Origin of the sequence: Gardnerella vaginalis (assembly GCF_001563665.1) — a bacterium.
GTDB classification, from domain to species: Bacteria; Actinomycetota; Actinomycetes; order Actinomycetales; family Bifidobacteriaceae; genus Bifidobacterium; species Bifidobacterium vaginale_A.
In genome coordinates this window covers 107,398-133,518 of the sequence record NZ_KQ961872.1, presented here as the reverse complement: position 1 = coordinate 133,518, position 26,121 = coordinate 107,398, and the positions used below count along the sequence as shown (strand labels likewise).

The 26,121-nt window shown below is 38.4% G+C and carries 22 protein-coding genes; 17 read left to right on the top strand and 5 right to left on the bottom strand.

Annotated features, from left to right (window positions below; genetic code table 11):
- Window positions 1–131 precede the first annotated feature (131 nt).
- From HMPREF3230_RS05300 to HMPREF3230_RS05290, 3 genes are all read right to left on the bottom strand, one after another.
- Complete coding sequence (locus HMPREF3230_RS05300) at window positions 132–1,676, bottom strand: thiol-activated cytolysin family protein (protein WP_075523881.1); 1,545 nt, start codon at window positions 1,674–1,676, stop codon at window positions 132–134.
- A 717-nt stretch (window positions 1,677–2,393) separates the two neighbouring features.
- Window positions 2,394–3,512: a hypothetical protein gene (locus HMPREF3230_RS05295; protein ID WP_075523880.1), complete on the bottom strand. Its 1,119-nt coding sequence runs from the start codon at window positions 3,510–3,512 to the stop codon at window positions 2,394–2,396.
- On the bottom strand, window positions 3,509–4,648 hold the full coding sequence (locus HMPREF3230_RS05290; protein ID WP_075523879.1) for an ABC transporter ATP-binding protein: 1,140 nt from the start codon (window positions 4,646–4,648) through the stop codon (window positions 3,509–3,511). The genes HMPREF3230_RS05295 and HMPREF3230_RS05290 overlap by 4 nt, the downstream gene beginning before the upstream one ends.
- A 390-nt stretch (window positions 4,649–5,038) precedes the next feature.
- On the opposite strand from HMPREF3230_RS05290, the gene gatC reads away from it, so the two are divergent.
- From gatC to rho, 7 genes are all read left to right on the top strand, one after another.
- The gene (gatC, locus tag HMPREF3230_RS05285) at window positions 5,039–5,335 is read left to right on the top strand and encodes an Asp-tRNA(Asn)/Glu-tRNA(Gln) amidotransferase subunit GatC (protein WP_004114131.1); all 297 of its coding nucleotides are present in this window, start codon (window positions 5,039–5,041) and stop codon (window positions 5,333–5,335) included.
- A gap of 3 nt (window positions 5,336–5,338) precedes the next feature.
- The gene (gene gatA, locus HMPREF3230_RS05280; protein WP_075523878.1) at window positions 5,339–6,880 is read left to right on the top strand and encodes an Asp-tRNA(Asn)/Glu-tRNA(Gln) amidotransferase subunit GatA; all 1,542 of its coding nucleotides are present in this window, start codon (window positions 5,339–5,341) and stop codon (window positions 6,878–6,880) included.
- A gap of 33 nt (window positions 6,881–6,913) precedes the next feature.
- On the top strand, window positions 6,914–8,413 hold the full coding sequence (gene gatB / locus HMPREF3230_RS05275) for an Asp-tRNA(Asn)/Glu-tRNA(Gln) amidotransferase subunit GatB (RefSeq protein WP_075523877.1): 1,500 nt from the start codon (window positions 6,914–6,916) through the stop codon (window positions 8,411–8,413).
- 244 nt (window positions 8,414–8,657) lie between these two features.
- Window positions 8,658–9,887, top strand: a complete 1,230-nt coding sequence (locus HMPREF3230_RS05270; protein ID WP_082266318.1) for a GNAT family N-acetyltransferase — start codon at window positions 8,658–8,660, stop codon at window positions 9,885–9,887.
- On the top strand, window positions 9,877–10,191 hold the full coding sequence (locus HMPREF3230_RS05265; RefSeq protein WP_075523876.1) for a DUF2469 domain-containing protein: 315 nt from the start codon (window positions 9,877–9,879) through the stop codon (window positions 10,189–10,191). The genes HMPREF3230_RS05270 and HMPREF3230_RS05265 overlap by 11 nt, the downstream gene beginning before the upstream one ends.
- A 174-nt stretch (window positions 10,192–10,365) precedes the next feature.
- Entirely contained in the window at window positions 10,366–11,985 is a 1,620-nt protein-coding gene (locus HMPREF3230_RS05260; protein ID WP_075523944.1) for an NAD(P)/FAD-dependent oxidoreductase, read from the top strand.
- A 377-nt stretch (window positions 11,986–12,362) separates the two neighbouring features.
- Entirely contained in the window at window positions 12,363–14,453 is a 2,091-nt protein-coding gene (gene rho, locus HMPREF3230_RS05255) for a transcription termination factor Rho (protein ID WP_075523875.1), read from the top strand.
- A 123-nt stretch (window positions 14,454–14,576) separates the two neighbouring features.
- On the opposite strand, the gene HMPREF3230_RS05250 is transcribed toward rho, so the two are convergent.
- On the bottom strand, window positions 14,577–15,782 hold the full coding sequence (locus HMPREF3230_RS05250) for a pyridoxal phosphate-dependent aminotransferase (protein WP_075523874.1): 1,206 nt from the start codon (window positions 15,780–15,782) through the stop codon (window positions 14,577–14,579).
- A gap of 412 nt (window positions 15,783–16,194) precedes the next feature.
- Here HMPREF3230_RS05250 and HMPREF3230_RS05245 point away from each other — a divergent pair, with 412 nt between their 5' ends.
- The 4 genes from HMPREF3230_RS05245 to HMPREF3230_RS05230 all read left to right on the top strand — a co-directional run bounded on the left by HMPREF3230_RS05245 (window position 16,195) and on the right by HMPREF3230_RS05230 (window position 19,544).
- On the top strand, window positions 16,195–16,656 hold the full coding sequence (locus HMPREF3230_RS05245) for an Lrp/AsnC family transcriptional regulator (RefSeq protein WP_075523873.1): 462 nt from the start codon (window positions 16,195–16,197) through the stop codon (window positions 16,654–16,656).
- 30 nt (window positions 16,657–16,686) lie between these two features.
- Window positions 16,687–17,076, top strand: coding sequence for a chorismate mutase (locus HMPREF3230_RS05240; RefSeq protein ID WP_419471026.1), 390 nt, complete (start codon window positions 16,687–16,689; stop codon window positions 17,074–17,076).
- A 17-nt stretch (window positions 17,077–17,093) separates the two neighbouring features.
- Window positions 17,094–18,149, top strand: a complete 1,056-nt coding sequence (gene fbaA, locus HMPREF3230_RS05235; protein ID WP_075523872.1) for a class II fructose-bisphosphate aldolase — start codon at window positions 17,094–17,096, stop codon at window positions 18,147–18,149.
- Between the two features lie 93 nt (window positions 18,150–18,242).
- Window positions 18,243–19,544: an adenylosuccinate synthase gene (locus HMPREF3230_RS05230; protein WP_075523871.1), complete on the top strand. Its 1,302-nt coding sequence runs from the start codon at window positions 18,243–18,245 to the stop codon at window positions 19,542–19,544.
- Between the two features lie 223 nt (window positions 19,545–19,767).
- Here the strand turns inward: HMPREF3230_RS05230 and HMPREF3230_RS06745 are convergent, their stop codons facing one another.
- Complete coding sequence (locus HMPREF3230_RS06745) at window positions 19,768–19,917, bottom strand: hypothetical protein (RefSeq protein WP_419471028.1); 150 nt, start codon at window positions 19,915–19,917, stop codon at window positions 19,768–19,770.
- Between the two features lie 89 nt (window positions 19,918–20,006).
- Between HMPREF3230_RS06745 and HMPREF3230_RS05225 the strand changes: the two genes are divergently transcribed.
- The 6 genes from HMPREF3230_RS05225 to HMPREF3230_RS05200 all read left to right on the top strand — a co-directional run bounded on the left by HMPREF3230_RS05225 (window position 20,007) and on the right by HMPREF3230_RS05200 (window position 25,935).
- The gene (locus tag HMPREF3230_RS05225; protein ID WP_075523942.1) at window positions 20,007–20,468 is read left to right on the top strand and encodes a fluoride efflux transporter FluC; all 462 of its coding nucleotides are present in this window, start codon (window positions 20,007–20,009) and stop codon (window positions 20,466–20,468) included.
- Window positions 20,469–20,888: a fluoride efflux transporter FluC gene (locus HMPREF3230_RS05220; RefSeq protein WP_075523870.1), complete on the top strand. Its 420-nt coding sequence runs from the start codon at window positions 20,469–20,471 to the stop codon at window positions 20,886–20,888.
- Window positions 20,889–21,027: 139 nt separating this feature from the next.
- Entirely contained in the window at window positions 21,028–22,434 is a 1,407-nt protein-coding gene (locus HMPREF3230_RS05215; protein WP_075523941.1) for a ClC family H(+)/Cl(-) exchange transporter, read from the top strand.
- 41 nt (window positions 22,435–22,475) lie between these two features.
- The gene (locus HMPREF3230_RS05210) at window positions 22,476–23,828 is read left to right on the top strand and encodes a CpaE/TadZ family protein (protein ID WP_075523869.1); all 1,353 of its coding nucleotides are present in this window, start codon (window positions 22,476–22,478) and stop codon (window positions 23,826–23,828) included.
- Between the two features lie 108 nt (window positions 23,829–23,936).
- Window positions 23,937–25,256, top strand: a complete 1,320-nt coding sequence (locus HMPREF3230_RS05205; RefSeq protein ID WP_269137045.1) for a CpaF family protein — start codon at window positions 23,937–23,939, stop codon at window positions 25,254–25,256.
- A 4-nt stretch (window positions 25,257–25,260) separates the two neighbouring features.
- A complete protein-coding gene (locus HMPREF3230_RS05200) occupies window positions 25,261–25,935 on the top strand; it encodes a pilus assembly protein (protein WP_155642919.1) in 675 nt (224 codons plus the stop codon).
- Window positions 25,936–26,121: the final 186 nt, after the last annotated feature.

Here is a 26,121-nt window from a genome sequence, read left to right as displayed (position 1 = left end):
TAGTTAAGTGTTTAATAATTAAGGGCTTTATCAAGTTTATACACAAGACAAAGCCCTTAAGTAATATTCAATTATTATTAACTTATATCTATCTACTTTACAGTTCTAACTGCAACTTCTTAGGATATAAATCAGTCGTTTTTCACGGTTTCTGCAACGCGTGGCCACAATGTAGTACCCCAGTTCTTGATTGTGCGCTGACGAACGAGCGGCAAATCGGAACGGTTGTACACGGTGCGCCATGGTTCCCAGAGCAAGCCGGTTTTCTCTACAAGCTTGATTCTAAGATTGCGTACATTGCCCTTGAACTGAATAGTGGTGTTGAAGTGAGCAGTACGATACTTTCCGTTGCCTTCCCAAGCGCGTGAACGCACGTACGGTGTGCCGTCAACTTCAGTTCCATATTCGTCCCAGTAGATGTAATAGCGAGCTACGTAAGCTCCACGGTGATCTAATGTAAGATAACCATCGCGGTAAGAGGAAACTTTCGTTTCAATGTAGTCACTGTTGGATTGGAGTGTAGCTACTTCGTTATCTTTTACGAAAGAAGTAGTGTATGCAATTGGCACTGCTGGGCTAGATGTGCTCAGGTTTGCACCTTCCTGAATCAAAGCCTTAAGTGTATCAATGTTTCCAGTGATAACCTTAGCTGCGCCGTCTGCGCTACCTCCAAGAATTACTGCAGTTACAGAAGTCTTTTGAAGAATGCGATGGAATTCAGTATTTGGCTTAATTTCAACGCCCTTAATAGCAGCTTCTACTGCAGCTTGGAAGTCAGTGCTCTTGCTGCGAGTGTCAAACTTTACGTACATTGAACGACCGTAAGCAACGTTAGAAACGTATACTGGTGGATGCTTCTCGTCAATACCGCGTCTCTTTAAGCTTTCTGCGCTTGTGCATGGTGCGAAGAAATCAGATGGGCTATCTGGAGCATCTACGCTTACGTTGTAGTAAGTTTGCTTGAAGTTTACAATTTGAGTTTGCTTTTCACCTCTATGTACAGCATCAAAATCAATCTTCAGAGGTACGCCAATCTTTGCGAAATCAGCACCGAACTTTGCTTTAAGTTGATTCATGCTTTGTGCGCTTGCAGAGTCATATTGCATTTTTGCTGCAACTTGATGGCTTGCTGCGTATTGAGCATTCCACTTATATACAAGGTCGTTTACTGCTGAAGTCACAGTGCTCTTGGTTGGGCGCTTTACTGTTGCAACGCTTTCTCCGTCATGGAATCCTGGCAAATCAACGCTTAAGGTCAATGGGCCACGATTTGCTGAGATTAAGGTTGGCACGTTGTCCATCAAATTCTGGTCAGCGCGGAATAAAGCACCTGGGTATACGCGAGCATTATTTGCAGAAGTCACCGACAAATTAGAAGTAGTATTTGTGATGTTCTTCTTTTGATGTTCAACAACAATAAATTCTCCGCCTTTGTCGAAGCTATCGCTTGAGAATTTATTGTCAATTGATTCACCGTGACGCGCTAGAATATTAGTTTTATCGTATTTCAGATCCCAAAGGTAATCATTCAAGGCGTCTTTTTTGACTGCGCAAGAATCATTTTCTGGGGTCTCGGCTGGAGCTGCCATTGCTGGAAGAGCCAAGCCCTGTGGGATAATTGTTGCTCCTGCGAGCAACATCATCGCTACACTGCGATAGAACTTTGAGTTCACCATATTCGAACCTTCGTTAGATTGTAGATAATTGGTTTTTGAAACATTTGTCAATTTCGCTTCTTTGCTTTTGGCATAGTTTTTAATGTGCAATTCACAAATATTTCATTTTGTATATTATGCTATTTATTCATTTGTTACAACTTTTATTGCAGAAAATTTCTTTTTAACTAAAGTTTATATTTTAAAACGTTGATAAATGAATTATTTTGCGTTATTTATATTGTCGTTATTGGCGTGTTGACAGTCGTATTTAGATATTTTTCTAAAGATTAACAACATTTGTTACTAATCTTAAACATTTGCTTAGAAAACATTCCGATTTTACTTTTCGCAATATTTAATTCAGCTTAATTCAATCTATTAAAATTGCGTATATATTAAATCTATTGAATATTTATTCATAGTCAAATTTTCAATATTTACTTTTTCATTATTTAAATGTTTGTTTTTTATTTGTTATATATACTTTTTCATAATTAGAAACTTAACAAAATAATCATGCTAAATTGCAAAATTGTGTAACGCGTAAATTTTTTGCAAGTGCAACGATTGTATCCGTATGGGTGATTGTATTAGTGTCAGTGATTGCATTCGTATAAGCTCCTGCGAGCGCAGCTAGGTGTCTGGCATTAAAAAACGCTCGCACAATAAAGTGCAAGCGTTTTCTTAGCATGCTTATAAAACAAAAACAGCTGAAATACTAAAACTGGTTTTGTGTTATTTTACGATACTTCTCATTCTTTCTATAGTGTGTCCGATGCCGTATAAAATTGCTGCCCAAGCAATTAAAGAAACGAATGATAAACCAGCGTTCGGAATATAAATATTTGATTCTGTCGTATGAAGTGCCACTGCAGATATAAAATTATTTGCAGCGTTTAACGGAATCATACCTATTAAATTAACTATTGTTTTGAAGATAGGCTCGTGAAGTGGGTTTTGCGGAGCATAAGGGTTTAAGAATGTTTCAAGCTTTTCACCTTGAATCATGGTAATAACATAAAGTGTTAAATAAAAAGATACTATCATTTGTATTAAAGCTTGCGGGATTATAAATACTGGTGTAATGATTCTTGAAGACTTAAATATAAGCCCCAATCCGTAACCCATAATTGCAAATAAAGCCATGCATATTGCTGAAAGAAATACAATTGTAATAGATGTGTTGAAAGGATTTTGACTACCGAGTCTGCTTGTAACGTAATATCTTGAAAGTGTCATTGCAGATATTACGCCTACTGGGATCATAGAAATTATCTGTATGACAAATACGTACAGTACTACGGCAACTAATTTTGCAAATATAAGGGAATCACGTTTCGGAACAGCAACAGCTAATCCGCTTAGTATTTCTTTTTCGCGATCGCGAGATGCTGCAATTGCTGCGAAGGCAATAGAAACTACTACTGCAGACAGCGATATAATTATATACACTCCGGAAATAGTATTTTTTAGGATATTGATGTACTGGTCCATATTGCAATTGCTGTAGTAACGCCAAAAGCCGTTTACTTTTTCCTTTCGCGTTGAACAACTTTGTCTATTTGCTTCAAAAATTACTGATGATAATGAAATTCCATCGCCCTTATTTATGTACATTGTAAATACGTTTACGATAAATGAAAAAAATGATGTTAAAGCTAACGGAATCAGTATAAATAATGCAGTACACCACCATGTGAATTGCGTGCATAATAGTTTGATTATTTCAACTTTAAGTATGTTAAAGAATGTTAAATGGTAGCGCGTGATGCCTCTTGAAGATATAGAAGTCTGCATTCCTGGTTGCGTTTGGTTAATATTCATTGCATTTTGGTTCATAGTTTGTGCATTCATCGTACTTCTCCCTGAGTGTTATATTGCGATTGCTGCGAATATGGTTGAGATGAATATGATTTCGGCGGATTGTACTGTGCTTGTGAATACTGTTGCTGTAACGCTTGTTGGTATTGTTGTTCGTATTGCTGAATGTACTGTGGCTGTTGATATATAGGTTGATTTCCAACATTACCTGCTATATTTTCGTATTCACTTTTAGGAATAGAAACATATTGCATGTGATTTTTAGTAATAGAAATGTATGCAGCTTCTAAAGAGGGACTTTCACTATTTATTTGATATGTGATTAATTGTTGATTAGCAAAACTTCTAGATAAAGCTGTAATATCTGCATTGCATATTATGAAAGCTACACCTTCTTGGATATCGTCATTTTTGTTATCAACTCTAGTAACAGTACACTCTCTATGTTGAGACTGCATAATATAAAGAAGCTTTTTAGGCTCTGGTGTAATAACTCGAATTGCTGAATAGTGTGAGTAGTTTTCAGCAAAGTTCCTCACGTTATCTTGTAGCAAGATATTTCCATGAGCGATGATTACGATATCGTCTGCTACATTTGCAATTTCGCTTATTGTGTTTGAACTTACTAATACAGATCCGCCTGTTTTTGCATAATATTTGCACAAATCCCTCATCCAGTTGATGCCATCAGAATCTAAACCATGGAAAGGTTCATCTAGTATAAGATTGTGAGGGTCTGCTAGAAGGGCTATTGCAACTGATAAACGTTTACGCATGCCTGTTGACATTGCTCTAATTTTCATATTTTTTATATATGCAATTCCTGCAAGATTAATAACTTCTAATACGCGACTTTTTTCTATACCGTAAGTTTCCGCAATTCTATTAAGGTAACTAATCGCGCTTTTGCTGTAATCCTCAATTTTCATATCTAATACAGAACCAACTGTTTCAATTGGAGATTGAAGATTCTTATAAACCACGCCATCAAAGAGAACTTTTCCGCTGGTTAAATTTGTAAGTCCCAATGCGCATCGTATTAACGTTGACTTTCCGGATCCATTAGGCCCTATTAATCCTGTAACTCTGCCATTTTTTGCTACAAAAGAAACATTGTCTAACGCACATTTCTCATTATATAGCTTAGTTATATTTTGTATTTCTATCATAATTAGATGATACTGTTAATATCGCTGTAATCATAAGGTGAAAATAATATTTTGTAATAATTATTAAAAATGAATTTAATAATTTTATTTTGTAATTTATTGCCACGCATTATCTTTAAATATTTGCTTTTATGCTCGTATATTTATTTGATTATACAGATTTGTAGGGGTATAAATTGCACTATAAATAGTTGTCCACATTGATTTTCAATATTCGTAGTTTTTGCTATCAAATTGTTTGGGTTTTATTCACCATATATACTTTTTCATAATTAGAAACTTAACAAAAATAATCAGAAGAATTAAAGAGTTGAAAATCATAAATAATATTGCTGTTATTTATTATTTTTATGCTTCGAAAGGTCACGCATCACACATATAGTTAAGGCTATGCCTACATTCACACGAGAAGAAATTGAGCATCTGGGTGTTCTTTCCCAGATTGCGCTTAGCGACGAAGAAATTAGCCGCTTGCAAGGCGAATTAAACGTCATTGCAGAATCTATAAATAAGGTGCAGGAAGTTGCTGGCGAAGATGTGCCTCCTACTGCAAATCCAGTACCTCTTGAAGCGTATTTGCGACCAGATGAGCCTGCTACACCTTTGACTCAAGAGGAAGCTCTTTCCGGTGCTCCTAGAAGCGAGTCCGGCATGTTTGTAGCACCTCGCATTTTAGGGGAGGAATAAAGCATGACTAATACTCAAGATTTAGTAAAGCTTTCTGCTGCTCAAATGGCTGAGGCAGTGAAAAATAAAGAAGTTTCTAGCCGTGAGCTTGTTGAAGCTCATTTGCAAGTAATTGAATCAGCTGAGCCAGAAATCAAAGCATTTTTACATGTTTCTGCAGATGTTGCGCTTGATCAAGCAGATGCTTTTGATAAAAAGAATGCAAAGGGTGAAACTGAAGGATTGCCTGAGCTTGCAGGTGTGCCAATTGCAATCAAAGATATGATTGTTACTAAGGGCATTCCTACTACTGCAGCTTCTAAGATTCTTGAAGGATGGATACCTCCTTACGATGCTACTGTTATCGAGAAATTAAAGGCAGCTGGTATGCCAATTCTCGGTAAGACAAATTTGGATGAGTTTGCTCAAGGCTCATCTACTGAGCATTCTGCTTATCAAACTACTTGCAATCCTTGGGATACTGAGCGCGTTCCAGGTGGTTCTGGCGGTGGTTCTGCAGCTGCTGTTGCAGCATTTGAAGCTCCTATTGCTTTAGGTACAGATACTGGCGGTTCAATTCGTCAGCCAGGTGCTTTAACTGGAACAGTCGGCGCAAAGCCAACGTATGGTGGAGTTAGCCGTTTTGGTGCTATTGCTATGGCAAGCTCCTTGGATCAGATTGGACCTGTTTCTCGTACAGTTCTTGATTCTGCACTTTTGCAAGAGATTATTGGCGGAAACGATAGACGTGATTCTACTTCTATTCCTGCTCCTGTTCCTCCAATGGCTCAGGCTGCACGCGAGGGCGCTCGCCGTGATTTGAAGGGTTTGAAAGTCGGTCTTGTTAAAGAACTTAGTGGTGACGGTTTCCAGCCAGGCGTTGAAGCGCGCTTTAATGAAGCTGTTCAGTTGCTTAAAGATATGGGAGCAGAAGTAACAGAAGTTTCTTGCCCTCATTTCCCTTACTCTTTGGCTGCTTACTACATTATTATGCCTTCAGAAGTTAGCTCCAACTTAGCTCGTTATGATGGCATGCGTTACGGTTTGCGCGTAATGCCGCCGGCAGATAAGCCTCAAACAGCTGCAAATATGATGGCAGCAACTCGTGAAGCTGGTTTTGGTGACGAAGTAAAGCGTCGTATTATTCTCGGCACTTACGCTCTTTCTGCAGGATATTACGATGCATGGTATGGTTCTGCACAGAAGGTTCGTACTCTTATTATTCGCGATTTTGAAGAAGCGTTTAATAAAGTAGATGTTCTCGTTTCTCCAACCAGCCCTACAACGGCATTTAAGTTCGGCGAGAAGATGAACGATCCGCTCTCAATGTATATGAATGATATTGCTACGATTCCTGCAAACATGGCTGGCGTTCCTGCATTGAGTATTCCATCTGGCTTAAGCGATGATGGTTTGCCTGTAGGTATTCAAATTATTGCTCCTCAATGCCACGATGAGAAGATGTACAAGCCTGCTGCAGCATTGGAAGCGGCGTTGCAAGAAAAATGGGGCGGCCCAATTTGGCGCTCGCTTAAAGCTAATTGGCTCGATTCATTGGCTAAGTAAAGTGAAGTAAAGCTTAAATAAGAAGGATATCTCATGGCTGAAAAACTTATGAAATATGCCGATGCTGTGGAGCAATTCGATCCAGTATTCGGTTTGGAAACGCACGTTGAGTTGTGCACGCGCACGAAGCTATTTTGCCCAGCGGAAGTGTCTTTTGGTGGTGAGCCAAATACTCAATTGACTCCTGTAAGTCTTGGTCTTCCAGGCTCTTTGCCTGTTGTAAATAAGACTGCAGTTGATTACGCGATTAAACTCGGTTTGGCTTTACATTGCGAAATTGCTGAGTGGAGCCAGTTTGCTCGTAAGAACTACTTCTACCCAGATATGCCGCGCGATTACCAAATTTCGCAGTACGATAAGCCTACTAACGGTAATGGCTATCTAGATGTAGAGCTTGAAGATGGAACTGTGTTCCGTGTGCCTATTGAGCGCGCTCACATTGAGGATGATGCTGGTAAGAATACGCACGTTGGCGGTGCTGATGGACGTATTGAAGGCGCAAATCATTCTTTGGTTGATTACAATCGCGCAGGCGTGCCTTTGATTGAGATTGTTACTAAGCCAATCGAGGGTGCAGGCGCTCGCGCTCCAGAAATTGCTGGTGCTTATATGCGAGCTATTCGCGATATTGTTCGCGCTCTCAACATTTCCCATGCTCGTATGGAGCAGGGCAATATGCGCGCTGACGTGAACGTTTCTCTTCGCGCAAAGCCAACGGATCCATTTGGTACGCGTTCTGAAACAAAGAATGTAAACACGTTCCGCGGAATTGAGAAAACGTTGCAATATGAGATTCGCCGTCAGGCTGCTATTTTGAGCGAAGGCGGAGAGATCTTACAAGAAACTCGTCACTGGGATGAAGCAACTCAAACTACTGCAGGCGGTCGCGTAAAGTCGGATGCTGATGATTATCGTTACTTCCCAGACCCAGATTTGGTTATGCTTCACATCACTAAAGAGCATATTGAGCACATTAAAGCGCAGATGCCGGAAATGCCTCGCGAGCGCCGTAACCGTTTACAAAGCGAATGGGGTATTAGCGATCTTGAAATGCGAGATATTTTGAATGCTGATGCTCTTGATTTGGTTGAAGAAACCGTTAAAGCTGGTGCAAATGCAGCTGGTGCTAAGAAGTGGTGGCTTGGAGAGCTTGCTCGTGAAGCAAACACTCGTGGAGTAACTTTGGAAGAATTGCCTATTACTCCGAAAGACGTAGCTGAAGTTGAGCGCTTGATTGCAGACGGTAAGCTTAACGATAAGCTTGCAAAACAAACTGTTGCTTGCGTTTTGGCTGGTGAGGGCACGCCTGATGAAGTTGTTAATAAGCACGGATTTAAGGTTATGAACGATGACGGCGCTTTGGAAGCCGCTGTTGATGCAGCTCTTGCTGCTGATCCTGAAGTTGTTGAAAAGCTTAAGTCGGGCAATATGAAGCCGATGGGTGCGATTATTGGAGCAGTAATGCGTGCTACTAAAGGTCAGGCTGATGCTAAGGCTGTTACTAAGATTGTGATGGCTAAAATCAAAGCTTGATTTTATAGGTTCTGTACGTTTGCGTTTTATTCATAATTGTTGATATTTCGTAAGCGTGCAGAACCTTTTGTTGTATATTTATTTGTTGGTATGAATTATTTAGTGCAATGAAGCAGTTAGATTTTGTGTGGTCTGTTTGGAATAATAGTAGAAGTTGCAAATAGATAGTTTTGAATAAGAGTAAGATTATTATGATTCGATAGGGGATTTTGGGGAATAGTCGGAATAGATGGAAGATATGGATATGAAAGAAATGAATTTGAGTATTAGTGATGCTTGCGAGTCGCTTGATTCACGTGCACTTCCTGTGAGTATAGATATTCCAGAAATTCGCGGTGAGATGGCTAAACTTCGTCCTGCTACGCTTGATGATTTGTCTAGAATGGATGATTTGCATGCTTTTGATTCAGCTGCTTTAATAACAGGGAAAGATTCACAATCTGAACGTACTATGGTGCACGCTTGGGTTGAAAGATCTGTTCAATGGTCGAAAAATAGTTGTTTTGCAGATGATTCTTCTAATGGGTGCAATGAATGCCGTTTTTCTGGAGATGTTCAATCGCGTCCTACTATAGCTTGGGCGATTGTGCCAGATGTTTTAGATGACGAAGAAAATAAGTCTGCGTCTATTATTGGAATGATTTTCTTGATCGATATTGACGGATGGGCTCGTTCTGCGCGAATTCAGGTTGTTCTTGGTCGTGATTATCGTGGTCGCGGTTATTCTCGTGATGCGATGCCTCGCGTTATGACATATGGTTTTGCGTCATTGCCTGTTGGTCTTGGAATGCATAGAATCTGGGTAGGTGTTCCTGCAACTAATACGCGTTCTCTTTCTGTTTATCAATCTTTAGGTTTCATGCGTACAGGTACTGCGCGTGATGCGTTGTGGGATTCTTATAATCAAAAGTATCAAGATTTTGTTGTTATGGATACTTTGGCAGATGAATATGACGCTATTCGCTCGCTTGATGCCTTTGGTCTGCATGTTATTGAAGAAAATCCTGGAGTTCGTGAAGCTTTAAGTGCTCATGAACATTCTATTGCTGTCCCTATTAAAACTTCATCTTCATTTGAAAAGCCTGGAGAATCTAAATTTAATGGTGTTTTGGATCACAATTCGGAAAGTTTTGATGATTCTTCTAAGGATGAAAGTAGTTCTAATATTTCTTCGATTAAAAGCGACAGTGTTAGTTTGAATGTTGGGAATGTTGGAAATGATGTAAATGTTGGGAATGCTGGAAACTACTCGAATGATGGAAACAATTCTATTAAATCGAAGAAGCAATCTAAGCGAGCTTGGTGGAGATTTTTAGGAAGGGATCGCAATAATCACAATAGCAATAAGTGGAATAATAAGAGTAGCGATAATCGAAATAATAAAATTAGTGAAAGCGAAAACAATAAGCTTGATAATTCTGCTTTGAGTCGCGTAAATAACACTACAACTGGGAGTGAAGTGAATGAGCGCTGAAGATCTTGACAATTATGAAACTGATGCAGAGCTTGCTTTGTATAAAGAGTATCGCGATGTAATAAAATTATTTACATATGTTGTGGAAACTGAGCGACGTTTTTATTTAGCGAATAAGGTTGATTTTAAGGCTTGCGCTGCTGGTCAGGATGTTTATTTTGATGTACAACTTACTGACGCGTGGGTGTGGGATGTTTATAGACCAACTCGTTTTGTAAAAACAGTGCGTATAGTGACTTTCAAAGATGTGAATGTTGAAGAAGTGCAAAAAACAGATATTGATATTCCTGAATCAATTGCTTAACTTAGAGCGATTGTTGTAGTTCGCTTAGTGTTCGGTACTATTAAAGTTTATACAATCTCACTATCTTACAGTGTGTGTATACTCTTTATGAGCGTTTGTTAAAAATTTGCGCACATGAGGTTTGTTGTTAGTTTTCTAAAACTTGATAAGCACATACTTGATTATGGAGGAAAAGTGTCAGATACGCAATCAAAAAAAGAATCCGTTGTAATAATTGGCGGTGGTCCTGCAGGCCTAACAGCTGCTTGGGAACTCGTAAAAGATGGTGGTTCTAATCGTTATGATGTGACTGTTCTTGAATCCACAACAGAATTTGGCGGCATTTCTCGTACTGTAAAATACAATGGCAACCGTATGGATATTGGTGGCCATCGTTTCTTCTCCAAAGATGATCGAATTATGCAATGGTGGCGCGATATGCTTCCTTTGCAAGGCGCTCCTTCTTATGACGATAAAAAACTTGGTCGTCATCACGATTTGGAAGAAGGCGGTCCAGATCCTGAAGTTGAAGATGAGGTTATGTTAAAGCGTCATCGTGTTTCTAGGATTTTTTGGAATCATCATTTCTTTGACTATCCTATTTCTCTTTCTGCATCTACATTGCGTTCCATGGGTTTTGTGCTAACTATGAAAGTTGGTTTTAGTTACCTTTGGTCTATGATTCACAAATTGCCAGAAACTAATCTTGAGAATTTTTATATCAATCGTTTTGGTAAAAAGCTTTACTCTATGTTCTTTGAAGGCTATACAGAGAAGTTATGGGGTAGGCATCCTAGCAAGATTTCTGCAGATTGGGGCGCTCAGCGTGTTAAAGGCTTGAGCATTGTAGAAGTTTTGAAGAATGCATTTTCGAAGCTTATGCCTAAAAAGAATGGCAAGAAGAAAGAAGTTGAAACTTCTTTAATTGAAGAATTTTGGTATCCGAAGCTCGGTCCGGGTCAATTGTGGGAAACTGTAGAGCGTAAAGCGCGTGAAAATGGCGTAACTGTTCGTACGGATGCGAAAGTTGTTGCTATCTCACAAGAAAATGGCCATATTTCTAGTGTTACAGTTGAAAATTCTGATGGCGAGCGTTGCGAAATTCATGCAGATCAGTTTATTTCATCTATGCCAATTAAGGATTTGGTTGAAGCTCTTGAGCAAGGTGCGCAAGGCGATGCAAACGCTGAAGTTCCTTCTGAAATGAAGCGTGTGGCTTCAGGCTTGCCTTATCGAGATTTTGTGACTGTTGGTTTGCTTGTTAAGCACATGCGTTTGCGTAATACTACTTCGATTCCTACTCTTGGAAATCCACCTATTGTTCCGGATTGTTGGATTTATGTACAAGATCCTGGTTATAAAGTTGGTCGTTTGCAAATCTTTAACAACTGGAGCCCATATCTTGTCAGTGACGTTGATAATACTGTTTGGATTGGTCTTGAATACTTCTGCAATGAAGGCGATGATTTCTGGAATATGAGCGATGATGAAGCTCGTGAATCTGCTATTGACGAGCTTACTCGTATGCAAGTAATTGACGGCGAGGAAGATGTGCTTGATGCTCATCGTGAACGTGTTCCTAAGGCTTATCCTGCATATTTTGATACTTATGCACAGATGCCAGAGTTAGTTGAATATTTGAATAGTTTTGGTAATTTGTATTGTGTTGGACGTAATGGACAGCATCGTTACAACAATCAAGATCATTCTATGGCAACTGCTATTGAAGCTGTTGATAATATTCGAACTGGTCGTAAGTCAAAAGAAAATGTGTGGTCTGTAAATACTGAAAAGTCTTATCACGAGAAAAAGTAAGGCTTGATTTTTATAGATTTAGAATGGCAACAGTTGCTGATTTTGCGCCTGTTGCCATTTTTTGATATCTTGTTGTGATTTTGATGCACTTGTTCTTGTGTTTGTCTTTTAGTTTAATTTTGTTTTTCGTTGTTTTTGTGTATTTTCTTCTTTGTTTTTGTGTTTAAATTTATATATTTTTATCTATTGCGTAAAATGTAATTTTTAGCTTGCCACGCCGTAATGTTTTGAGTCTTACGAATGTAGTAGCATACAAATATCAACGAGTCAGTCACATTGTTTATGTGACTGCCGTTATATTCATAACGGATTTTTCCGTAATCTTCCGTAAAAAAGCTCCTCAGGGTCTAACTGTGGGGTAGAGGAAAGGCATAATTGTGGCAATAAGCCAAAATCTTGAAGATATGAAGCTATCTGAGCTGAAAGATCTTGCGAAGCAAATGGGGTTGCGTGGTACTTCTACTATGCGTAAGTCAGATCTAGTTTCCACTCTGACTGCAGCGCGCAATGGGGGTGAAGCACCTGCTGGTGTAACTGTGCGTGTACCTGCAAATCCTATTCGTTCTAAGCAATCTTATAGTAATGATTTTGCTCGTGATAGCTATTTAAGTCGTGTTGACGATACTCGTGGCGCTGATGCAAAGTCTGAAGATACTAAATCTGAAGAAAATCGTTCTTTTGATTCTGCTCATCGTATGCAACGTCATAGTAATGATTCGAATGATGCAAGTACTCGCGATGTGAATCGCGGCTCTGACGAGTCTTCGTCCTCTGATGGATCTCGTTTTAGAGATAGAGCTGCTAAAGGACGTCGTCGCCGTGAATTTTCTAGAGATGCACGTATAGATTCTCGAGATGAATCTAAAAATTTGAATCGTGAAGAAAATCGTGATTTAGCGCGAATTTCTAAGAAAAACGATGATACAGTTTCATCTAAAGATGGTTCTGTAGTTGATTTAGATCAAATTTTAGCTACTTTGCCTAACGATATTGACGAAGCTCAGTCTGGTAGTAGAGCAGATTCTAATTATGATGCTGACAGTCGCCGTCAACGTTCTTCTCAGCGTGAAGATTCTGCGCGAGGCGATCGTTTCCAGCGCCGTATGCGCGCCAGAACGCGTGATTTTGACGATACTCAGTCAATTCACGTAGATCGTAATTTGGATCGTAGTTCTGAAAGAGATGAAGATCGTAACTCTGAAAGAGATGAAGATCTTCGTGATCGTGAAGTTCGCGATTCTCATGATTTAAGAGATCAGCGTGAGCAAGCAGATCGCCAATCTAGTCGTGTTGAACCTCAAGAAGAGCTTGTTCCAGTAGCAGGTATTGTTGATGTTCTAGAGTCTTACGCTTTTATACGTACTTCCGGATATTTGCCAGGTCCTAATGACGTTTACGTGTCTATGAGCCAAATCAAAAAGTATGGTTTACGTAAAGGTGATGCAGTTCAAGGCTCGATTCGTGCTCCTCGCGATGGTGATCGCCGCAGCCAGCGTCAAAAATTTGTTCCTTTGCAAAGTATTGATACGATTAACGGTTTGAGTGTAGAGGATGCTCAAACGCGTCCGCAATTCGCCAAGCTTACGCCTTTGTATCCTCAAGAGCGCTTGAAGCAGGAAACTACGCCAAATCGTATTCTTGGCAGAATTATTGATTTAGTTGCTCCTATTGGTAAAGGTCAGCGTGGTTTGATTGTTTCACCTCCAAAGGCTGGTAAGACAATCACGTTGCAAAATATTGCAAATGCAATTGCTGTGAATAATCCTGAAGTTCATTTGATGGTTGTTCTTGTAGATGAGCGACCTGAAGAAGTGACGGATATGGAGCGCACTGTTCAAGGTGAAGTTATTTCTTCTACTTTTGATCGTCCTGCAACAGACCATACTACAGTTGCAGAGCTCGCTATTGAACGTGCTAAGCGTTTAGTTGAGCTTGGACAAGATGTTGTAGTTTTGCTTGATTCTATGACTCGTTTGGCTCGTGCATACAATATTGCAGCTCCTACTTCCGGACGTATTCTTTCAGGTGGTGTTGATGCTCAAGCTTTGTATCCTCCTAAGAAGTTCTTTGGTGCAGCTAGAAATATTGAAAATGGTGGTTCTTTGACGATTATTTCTTCAGCGCTTGTTGAAACAGGCTCTAAGATGGATGAAGTTATTTTCGAAGAATTTAAGGGTACTGGAAATATGGAATTGCGTTTGAGCCGCGATTTGGCAGATAAACGACTTTTCCCTGCAGTTGATATCAATTCTTCCGGTACTCGCCGTGAAGAGTTAATTACTTCTGCTCAAGAATTGCCAATTATTTATCGTTTGCGCCGCCTATTTGGCGGACTTGAGCCTGAGCAAGCGTATCAGACTTTGGTTCCTCGTTTGAAGAAGACTGCGTCTAATCGCGATTTCCTTTCTGCGATTGTGCAGCAAGCAAATAATTCTACAAATGGTGGTACAGCACAAAGCGCTGCTTAAAAATTGCGATTATATTGAAATTGCCCCTTGGTTTTAAGAAATCAGGGGGCAATTTTGGTTTTAATTGGTTTTAGTTTTTTATTTTTTAATTTTATTATTATTTTTTATTGTTTGTTTTCTGATTTATAGATTGTTTTCTGCTTTCATTTCGATTGCGAATCTTTTCAATCGTTTTACGCCTTCTGAAATATCTTCAGGTTTTCCTGCATATGATACTCGCACAAATCCGCTGCCTTCTAGTCCAAAAGCTTCTCCTGGAACAACTGCGACTTTCTCTTTTTCTAACAAGCGATCGCTGAATTCTTTAGAACTAAGTCCTGTAGGTCTTATATCTACAAACGCGTAGAAAGCGCCTTGTGGCTCAATTAAGTTTACTGCATCGCAATCAGCTAGTTCTTTCATAACTAGATTTCGCTTAGAACGATACTCTTCTCGCATTTCTTTTACGTGATCTAAAGGTCCATTTAATGCTGCTACTGCTCCATATTGTGCTGTGGAGTTTATTGAAGAATGTATCATTTCTGCGATTTTGCTTGTCTGTTCTATTACTTGCGCTGGAGCTAGAATGTATCCTATTCTCCAACCTGTCATAGCAAAAGTTTTAGATAAACTTTCTACTACTATAGTTCTTTCGCGCATTCCTTTTATTGAAGCTATGGAAGGTGCTACCGTTTTTGAATTCACTTCGCTTTCTGGATTATTTGAGAATACGAATGGATGATAAACTTCATCGGAAATTACCCATAAATCATGTTCTATGCAAACTTTGGCGATTTCTTCTAGTTCTTCAATCGTTGTTACAGCGCCTGTTGGATTTCCTGGAGAATTTATGATTATTGCGCGTGTGCGTGGTGTAATTGCATTTAGTATGTCTTGTGCGTTTATGCGCATGCCATGTTCTGGTTTTAATGCAACTGTTACAGGAGTTGCTCCGCACATCAATACGTCTGTTTCATATGATGTGAAGAATGGCGATGGGATAATTACTTCATCTCCTGGGTCTATAAGAGCTTTTGTAGCTAAATATAAACCGACTGTCGCTCCGTCAACTGCTTGTATTTCTGTGTCTGCATCATAAGTCAAACCTTTAATACGTTTTGTGTATGACGATGCAGCTTTTCTAAATTCTGGTATTCCTAAAACGTCTGTGTATTTTGTTTTGCCTTCTTTTAATGATTTGCATGCAGCTATAACGATGTGTTGTGACGCTGTTTGACCGGGTTCGCCTAAGCATAAGGAAATTGCATCTGGAATTTGTTCTACACGATCAAATACATCTCTAATGCCGGATCTTGGTATAGATATAGCATTTTGTGCCAAAGTCGACATATAAACTCCTTTTGCTACTGGCGTATGGATAATTATTTTTTGTTTTGCATTTTAATGCGATTTGCTTTATGCGATTTTATTTAATTATTTTTAGTATAAGCTGTGAATTATTCGCAATCTGTATGTATATGGCTGTTTGTCAAAATAACGCATATAGATGGGAAAATTACGGAATTACTAAGTATTATTAGTAATCTTTCCTATAAATATAGCATATAAACTCAATAAATAGTGAGTTGTAGCAATCTAAACAAAGGTTTAGGCGTATAAACATTTGGCATTTTTATTAAAAAATAGATTTTTTTAGTAATTTTTTATTCTTTTTACTTAAAAAATACTGTAAGCTGAAAGAACTACAAGGTGGCGTAGTGTCGATTCCGGCCAGCGTCCGAGTGAGTATGGAGGAGGCCGTATGACTGCTAATTCTAACAGAATCGAAAATAGTTCTGCTATGGATTCTACTGATGCGATCATTGTTGATATTCTTGAACATGATGGACGAGCAACACTTACTCGTCTTGCTAAAGCTTCTGGATTATCTGTTTCTGCTGTTCAATCTCGTGTTCAAAAACTTGAGCGTAGGGGTATTATTACCGGATATAGAGCTTTGATTGATTATGAACGTCGTGGTTTGCCAATTAGCGCGTTCGTAACAGTTACTCCGTTAGATTTTGAGCAGGAAGCAACTGTTCCAGAAAAATTACAAGATATATCTGGAATTGAAGCTTGTTACTCTATTACTGGAAGCCCAAGCTTTATGCTTATGGTTCGTGTTGCAACACCAGGCAAGTTGGAAGAATTGATTAACATGATTCATCGTACTGTTCCTGTTAGTACTGAAACTACGATGGTCTTGCAAACATATTTTGATTAAATTAGTTAGTTAAGAATTTTTAATTAAGATATGTGTGATTCTTCTGAGTCAATGATGTCTCAACATAGATTTGATAAGTCTTCGATTGACGTATGTGCGTCTTTAGATGATTCTGATTTAGCTGATTGTGCAAAAAGAATTATTACACTGCGTCAATCGATTGACAATATAGATAACGCTGTTATTTATTTGTTAGCTGAAAGATTTGCTCTAACTAATCGTATTGGTAGCATTAAAGCACAAGCAGGATTTGCTCCATACGATTCTAATCGTGAAAATGAACAGATTGCTCGTTTATGTACTATTGCTCAGGATGCAGGATTAGAGCAATCAATCGCGCGAGAGTATCATAAATTTGTAGTTTCTGAATCTAAAAAGCGTCATAAACTTATTGCAGATCGCTCTGAATATGCGCACTAAGAGCGATAATAAAAACTATGACTATTGCAACTGTTGAACGTTATAAGCAAATGCTTGATGCTGCTAGTAAAGGTGGGTATGCGTATCCTGCTATCAATGTAACTAGTAGTCAGACTTTAAATGCTGCTCTTCAAGGTTTTGCTGAGGCTGAATCTGACGGTATTATTCAAGTTTCTGTTGGTGGTTCTGCTTATTTTTCTGGCAATACAGTTAATAATCGCGTTGTTGGGTCTCTTGCGTTTGCTGCATTTGCTCATGAAGTTGCATCTAAATATCCAAATATCACTGTTGCTCTTCATACTGATCATTGTGCAGAGCAATATTTAGATGATTGGATTCGTCCACTTCTTGCACATGAAATAGATCAGGTTAATCGCGGTAAAGAGCCTATTTTTCAATCTCATATGTGGGATGGTTCAACTGTGTCGTTGAATCATAATTTAGATATAGCGCAAGAGCTATTGGATTCTTCTATAAAAGCTCATACAGTACTCGAAATTGAAATCGGTGCAGTTGGTGGCGAAGAAGATGGTCATCGAGCAGATATAGATGAGCGTTTATATTCCACTCCGGAAGATGCTATGCAAGTTGTTAATAGATTGGGCTTAGGTGAGCGTGGGCTTTATATGGCTGCGTTTACTTTTGGCAATGTGCATGGAGCTTATAAACCTGGAGTAGTGAAATTGCGTCCGCAATTGCTTGAAGAAATTCAAGATTCTGTGTATCAAAAGTATAAGTCAGACTGTGATTCACGTAGTTTTGGAGATGCTAAGAAGCCATTTTTGCTTGTGTTTCACGGTGGATCTGGATCTAGTCCTGAAGAAATTGCGCAAGCTGTTCGTTATGGAGTAGTTAAGATGAATATTGATACAGATACGCAATATGCTTTTACTCGTGCGATTGCAGGTCATATGTTCCAAAATTATGATGCTGTGTTAAAAGTAGATGGAGAAGTTGGCGCTAAAAAGCTTTATGATCCTCGTTCGTGGGGTAGAGAAGCGGAAAATGCAATGGCAAGTAGAGTTGTTGAAGCGTGTGTGCAACTTGGCTCTGCTGGAAAAGCTTTGAAATAGTTTGCTAATTATTCAGTATGCCCGTTGCGCTAGTCTTGTCGAGTAGGGTTTGTGCGAATTGAGCTGTTATAAAGCTCATTATGGAGGTGTTCCATGCCTGGAATTGTGCTTATCGGTGCTCAATGGGGTGACGAAGGTAAAGGCAAAGCGACAGATTTAATCGGCTCTAAAGTGGATTTTGTAGCGCGTTTCAATGGTGGAAATAATGCTGGTCACACTGTTGTAGTTGGAGATAAATCCTACGCATTACATTTACTTCCTAGTGGTGTTATTAGCCCGAATGTTACTCCTGTAATCGGTAACGGTGTAGTTGTTGACCCAGAAGTTCTTTTTGAAGAGATTGATGCTTTACAATCTCGTGGTGTTGATTGTTCTCGACTTTTAGTTAGTGAAGAAGCTCATGTTATTACGCCGTATCATCGCGTGATCGATAAAGTAACAGAACGTTTCTTAGGTAAACATAAGATTGGTACTACTGGTCGCGGTATTGGACCTACTTATGCAGATAAAATCAATAGAGTTGGAATCCGCGTACATGATTTGTTCAATGCTGAGCATTTGCGAGATAAAGTTGAATCTAGCTTACATCAAAAAAATCAAATGCTAATCAAGCTGTATAACCAGCATCCTATTGATATTGATGAAGTTACTGCTCAGCTTGTGGAACTTGGTAAGCGTTTGAAGCCTTACGTAGCAGATACTTCTCTTGTGCTTAATAATGCATTAGATGAAGGAAAGACTGTGCTTTTTGAAGGCGGACAGGCTACAATGCTTGACGTTGATCACGGTACGTACCCATTTGTTACTTCTTCGAATCCTACAGCAGGTGGCGCTTGCACAGGTACTGGAGTAGGACCTACTCGTATTACTCGCGTAATTGGTGTTGCGAAAGCATATATCACTCGTGTTGGCGAAGGTCCTTTCCCTACTGAGCTTTTAGACGAGCAAGGTGATTGGTTGCGTGAGCATGGTCATGAATATGGTGTGACTACAGGACGTCCTCGTAGATGTGGCTGGTTTGATTCTGTTGTAACTCGTTATGCTTCTAGGGTTAATGGTTTAACGGATATTGTTCTAACTAAGCTTGATGTTTTGACTGGATTAAAAGATATTCCAGTATGCGTTGCATATGATGTAACTTTGGCTGATGGCACTGTTAAGAGATTGAACGAAATGCCTGTAGACCAATCTTTGTTCGCTGCTGCTAAGCCAGTTTATGAAATGCTTCCAGGTTGGAGCGAAGATATTTCTCAGATTCATAAATTTGAAGATTTGCCAGAAAATACTCAAAGTTATGTGAAGCGTTTAGAGGATTTGTCGCATTGCCGTATTTCGGCTATAGGCACTGGTCCTCAAAGAGATCATATTATTAGTGTTCATTCTTTGATTGACTGATATATATTGACTCAGGATATATTGACTCAGGATATGAATTATTTAATGAAGATTTACTAAGATATGGATTATTTAATTATTGGATTATTTAATTTTATTATTAAAATCTGATGATTGTTATCGAAACGGCACTTCTAAATGGGAGTGTCGTTTTGGTTTATGTTTAGAAATCTGCTATGAAAATTTGATATGAGGCTTAAGTTGTCTTAGTTGATTAGTTCTCTTAGTTGATTAGTTGACGAGTGTATATTTTGAATTGGGATTTGTGTGTGGTTTTAAGGAGCGAAAGTAAATAAAATGAGCGAATTAAATAATGTAAATGTCTCAGATTCGAATAGTTTAGATTCGAATAGTTTAGATTCGAATGGTTCAGATTCGAATGGTGTAGATTTAAATAGCTCCAACTCGAATGTCGCAGATGTAAGTAGTTCCAGTGTAAAAAGTTCCAAATCTAGTAGAAAATTGTACTATCTAGTTTTTATTGGCGGCGCGGCTGGTGCTCTCGTTCGTTCAATCATGTCTTCAATATCTCGCATGATTTATCCGCTCGATGGTCAGTCGCTTATATTTGGCAAGCTAACTTTAGGAACTTTTTTATCTAATATGCTTGCGTGCTTTATTTTTGCGCTTGTTGCATCTGTATCTGTTATTGCTGTATCGCGTGAGAAACAAAATCTATACAAATGCGTATTGGGAACAGGTTTTTGTGGCGGATTGTCTACTATGTCTACTTTTGCTTTTGAAGGCGCTGTATCGTCTGTGACTACGCGAGCAGGATTTGCTATTTTAGGAATAATTGTTTCTTTTATTTTAGGTATTTTAATGGTTTTTATTGGCAATTGGATTGGTAGTGGAATTGCGCGTTGCGTGAAACAAAGGCGTGCTAAAAATCTTGCGTATGGTGATGAAAAGGTGGTGAAGTAAATGATCTACAACAACTATTCGTATGTTCTTGTTTTTACTATTTTGTCTTGCTTTTTTGCCGGTTTTGGTGCTGTTTGTAGATTTGCATTGACTAAAGGAATTTCCTCTATAATTAAAAGCAAAGTTCCTGTAGCAACCTTAAGTATCAATTGTTTTGCTTCGTTTGTTTTAGGTGTTGCTTTTAATGTTTTTTCTGTATTTTATTCAATTTATTTTTCAAATTTTGTATTCGTCATGTTTGTTGGATTTTTAGGCGGATTTTCAACATTTTCTACTGCAATTTTTGAAGGTGTGGATCTTATTCAAAATAAAAAAATAAAAGATGGTGTGTTTCTGCTTTCTTATGAGCTTGTTATGCCATTTGCTGCTGCTTCAATTGGATACTTTTTCTCAATGTTTGTGTTAATTAATATCGTTTAATATTGGGAATTAGATTTGAAAATAAACATGTAATTGCAATAATTTTTCAAATTTTGTTTGTAGCTAGTAGTAACTAGTAAGTAGTGAGTGTGATTTTGAATTTTTATGCAAGAATCGAGTAGTCGTGAAATTTAAGAATATGATTAGCTTGTTGCGCGACTTTTGTGCATGCAATTTTTTTGCACGAATTTTTTCAACGTTTAAGCAGTTGCGTTGGAAAATGGTATGTGCTGGTGTTGCTGTTGGCGTTATTTCAGGCATATTGGTAGTAACGTATCGTGTTGGTATTGAATATGGTACTGATATTGCTCGTTGGATTTATGCGCAAATTTTAAAGCAACATTTTAATATTGCGTTAATCATATTTTTGATTCTTGTTGTAAGCGCTTTAATAATAGGTGCTTTAATTGGTTGGATGAGCCGTAAAGAAACGATGGCATCTGGAAGTGGTATTCCTCAAGTCGTTGGATATGAAAATCGCGGTTTAGATATGCGATGGCACACAATTCTTCCAGTGAGGTTTGTGTCTGGTTTTATTGGCTCTTTGCTTGGTCTTTCTTTGGGTAGAGAAGGTCCTTCTATTCAAATTGGTGCTTGCGGTGCTCAAATGTTTTCGCGAATTTTTCGTGGGAAGGATTCTTATTCAGATGAGCAAGAGCATTATATGGTTACGGCTGGTGCTGCTGCTGGTCTTTCTGCCGCTTTTAGTGCTCCTCTTTCAGGGTTGATGTTTGCTCTTGAAGAAGTTAGACATAGTTTGTCTTCTACTGTTCTTGTTACTGCTGCTGTAGCTTCGCTATGTGCTGATTTTGTTGCTCAAACTTGTTTGGGTTTGAAGCCAGTATTGGATTTCGGTAATATTCCTGATTTGCCTATATCTTTGCATTTTTGGATATTGCCTTTAGGTATTTTTGCAGGATTTATTGGCTCTTTAATGAATCGTTCATTATTAGGTTTTCAAACTTTATATAAACATATGCCAAAGTGGATGCCTACGATAATTGCTTGTCTTATAGCTATACCTGTTGGTCTTTTTATTCCAGAAGTTTTAGGCGGAGGATCTAATTTAGTACGTATTTCTGAATATGGAAAGATTAGCTTTGGGCTACTTTTTATAATGTTTGTAGCGAAAATGCTATTTACTTCCACGAGTTTTGGTTGTGGTGCTCCTGGCGGTATTTTTATGCCTATTCTTGCTGTCGGTGCTCTCGCTGGTGGTTTTTGTTCTAGGTTTATAATCGGAAACTTTGGAATCGATGCAAAATTTATATCAATATTTGCAGTGTGTGTAATGGCTGGAACGTTGTCTGCTTCTGTAAAAGCTCCGATTACTTCAATTTTGCTTACAGTTGAAATGTCTGGAACACTAATTCACATGTTACCGGTTGCTGCTTCTGCTCTTATTGCTCTTTTAGTTTCGGATGCCTTGAAAACTAAGCCTATTTATGGCGAATTGCTTGAACGTTATCTTGTAGAGCATGCTAATGATCCTTCTGTTTTTGTGGATAAGTCTGCAATTTTAAGAACTTCTGACCACATTGATTAAAAAATATTGTGTAATGTGATTTAACGCGTTGTAATAAGAGCATGAATGATTTAGTTGATACTCATGCAAGCTCGCTGTCATCGCGTTTTGAATATAAATTGCGCTCTAGTGGGGATTATGCTTGTGATTCGCGTGCTGGTGGGGCTTATGTTGGCGAATCTCGTGCTGGCGAATTGCGTTCTTGTGAAGCTAGTGTTGGTGATTTGCGAGCAAGTGATTTTCGTGCTGGCGAATATAAGGATGATTGCACTGTTGTAGCATCTTGTAATTCTTTAGCTAATTCTTATGATTTGCAATTTGCGAAAGATGCAGAGCCTACAGGTCGTCATGCTGCATTGTCAGGCGTTAGTCACTTCTCTGAATATTCAGACGTGAATAGCTTTGCTGCGTTGTCAGGTGTTAGTCACCGTACTGCTTCGTCAGAAGTTAGTCGCCCTTCTGCAAGTATTGCGATTTTTGGTAAAAATTATAAGTATTTTTCTCCTGAATTATTGCCTTCTAACGTAATAGTTGGATCTTCTGCGAGTGATGGAGTTGGATTGAGTACTAGTCTTTCAATGATTGCTCAAAATTTAGCTTCATATGGATATTCTGTTGCTCTTGTTGATGCAGATGTTTCACATGGTGGATTAGATGTTTTACTTGGCTTGGAATCAGATGATGGTAGAAGGTTGCAAGAAGTTGAAGCTCCACTAGGTAGATTAGATGGCTCGGTGTTAAAAGATGAACTTATTTATTGCAATGGTGTAGGCGTGCTTGCATATGCGCCATGGCGTATGTGTGTGAGTGAAATTAGCAAAGCTGATTTATCAACAAATAAAGATGATGTGATTCAAGATGAGTTACGTAATTCGTCGCTTTTAAAACCGTGGCTTTTAGATGCATCTATTCGTGGTTTAGCTCAATGTAATGATGTTGTAATTGTTGATGTTGGTTCCGGAATAAGCTCGTTTAATGTTTTTAATACTATTATGGGTTTAGCTTTTTCGCCAATAATCTATGCAAGCGAACTTTCTGTTTTAGGAATGGCTCGTATGCGTGCATATAATTATCAGATTTCTATTGTTAAAGAATATTTATTAAATTGCTTGTATAGATATTCTTCTCAGCAATCTGACGATAGTTTTAACAATATTGATTTTATAAACGAAAATTCAATTACAGTTGGTATTATGCCGCATGGATTAGCGCCTAAATTGTGTGCTGTAGATATTGATGAAGCTTCGCAATACTTGTCTAAATCTGTTATTGGTCCGATTAAATATGATTCGCGTTTGCATGAAGATATTATTGAAGGGTATGGTATTCGTAAAATTCCAAAATCTTCGCGTTTTATAATTGAGCAATTATCAAATTGGGTGTTGGAAGTGTGCAATATAAACGCAAATAAGTGAGTTGTGCGTGAGTTGTGCGTGATTTGCGCGTGATTTGTGTGTGAGCTGTGTGTGATTGAGTTACATGTAAGTGAGTAGATAATAAATATAAATACGGGGGAGTATAAGTTGGGCAATGTTAAGATGTGCAATTGTGCATTAGAAAAGAATAAGCGAGTAAATCAGATTACAAATAGTAATTTTAATTCAAGTTTTTCTTCTTTTCCTTCGCGATTTTCGAAATATTCTGATGTGAAGTCTTCTTTTGTGGAGTCTTCTGATGTGGAGTCTTCTGATGTGGAGTCTTCTGATGTTGAGTCTTCTGATGTTGGGTCTTCTGATGTTGGGTCTTCTTTCGTGGGGTCTTCGCAATCTTCTTGCGTTCGAGATATTGATTTTGGAATATTGCAAGAATTTGTAATAGATCCGCGTTTAACGGATATGGTAATTACAGAAAACGGTCGTATTTGGTTAGATTATGGAGATGGGTTAAAGGAAAAAATTCCTAGAATACCAATGAATAATCCATCTGTATTACGTAGATATGCTGTTTGGATTTGTGCTCAGCTAGGTAAAAGGCTTGATGATGCGCGTCCTATAGCAGACGTATCTAGTGCATCTGGAATAAGAATACATGCTGTTTTAGCTCCTATCGTATCAATGGGTGCTGTGATTGCAGTACGTTTTCCATCTCAAGGCGTGTGCAATTTAGACATGCTATATAAAAAAGGCATGTATTCGTTGAGTGTAAAACATATCCTTTCATTGCTTGTACGCATGCGAGCGAACATATTGATTACTGGGAGTACTGGATCTGGGAAAACTACTTTAATGAGAGCTTTGCTTTCAGAAGCAGATAGTAATGATCGAATAGTTTCAGTTGAAGAAACCAGAGAATTATGCGGTTTTAAAGGTGATTACGTATCTTTGAGCACGCGTGAATCAAATGTAGAAGGTAAAGGTGAAATTTGTTTGCCTGAACTTGTAAAAGCGACTTTACGAATGAGGCCAGATCGTATAGTTCTTGGAGAGTGCAGAGGTGAAGAAATAGCTGATTTGTTGAGAGTTTTTACGTCAGGTCATCACGGTGGCATGACTACATTGCACGCAGATGATGTGTATAAAGTTCCAGCAAGGCTTATGTCTTTAGGATTGCTTGCTGGATTGCAGCCTAGAGCTTTGTGTGCTTTAGCTGCTGGTGCTTTCGATGTAGTTATACATGTAGAAAGAATGAATAATAAGCGAATAATTCATGAAATTGGAGTTCTTACAAACGGTTCAGATGATTATTCGCGTTGTTTAGGTTTGCAAAATAATTCTGAAAATGTTGTGTTGCATGGTATTCCCGTTATGTGCATGACTGTTGATAAAAGTACGGGAGCTCATTATTTAGCTCCGAGTAAGTGTTGGAATGTTTTTGCACAAAAGTGGAAGATTAAGAAGTGGTGATTTTATGGATAAAGTTAATTTTATTGAAGAATCTTTAGCTAGTTTATCTGCTGGACTCGCTTCAGGAGCTAGTTTTCGTGATGTAATTTTTTCTGCATATATTTCAAAAGTTAGTGAAGATAGCAGATCCTGTAAAAGCGTTAATAAATCTTATCAATTTACGAGCATGAGTGCAGAAATTATTGCTAATTGGTTGCGTTGGCGTTGTAAATCATGCGATATTTATAAAAATATCAATAAAAATAGCGATATAAATAGTGTTGTTGATAGCAATAAAAATAATAATGAGCGTAAAAGTAATAATAAGATTGAAAATGATATAAACAAGATTTCGCAATCTTTGATGGCAGCTTATAAACTTAGTAATAATCTTGGCTGCTCTATGTTGGATTGTGTAGATGCAGTAGCGTCTTCTTATAGATATAAACGCAGAGCTGAAGCACTTCGTAATGAAGTACTTGCTATGCCTGAAGCGACTATAACTTTGCTTACAGCACTTCCGTTATTGACATTGTTTGCAGGTGAATTGATGGGTTCGAATCCGTTGAAGTTGCTTCTTACAACTTCGCGAGGTTTCATAATGCTTTCAGTAGGGCTTGTAAGTTATGCGATTGGTGTGATTTGGGTTAAAACTATGTTAGATCAATCTCATAAAAATATGATGTGCGATGAAGACTAATATCTGCATGTATTTTTTGAGTAATTTAAGCTGTATTGTGAGCGGTTTAGTTGCTATGCGTTGCGTGAGTTTTGTTTGTTGCGTGAGTTCTACGTGTCGTGAACGTTTGAACATTTCGCGTAAGTTAATTTATAGAATAATTTGCAACGTATGCTTTGCTGTTAGTTAGGCAGAGATTTAAGATTT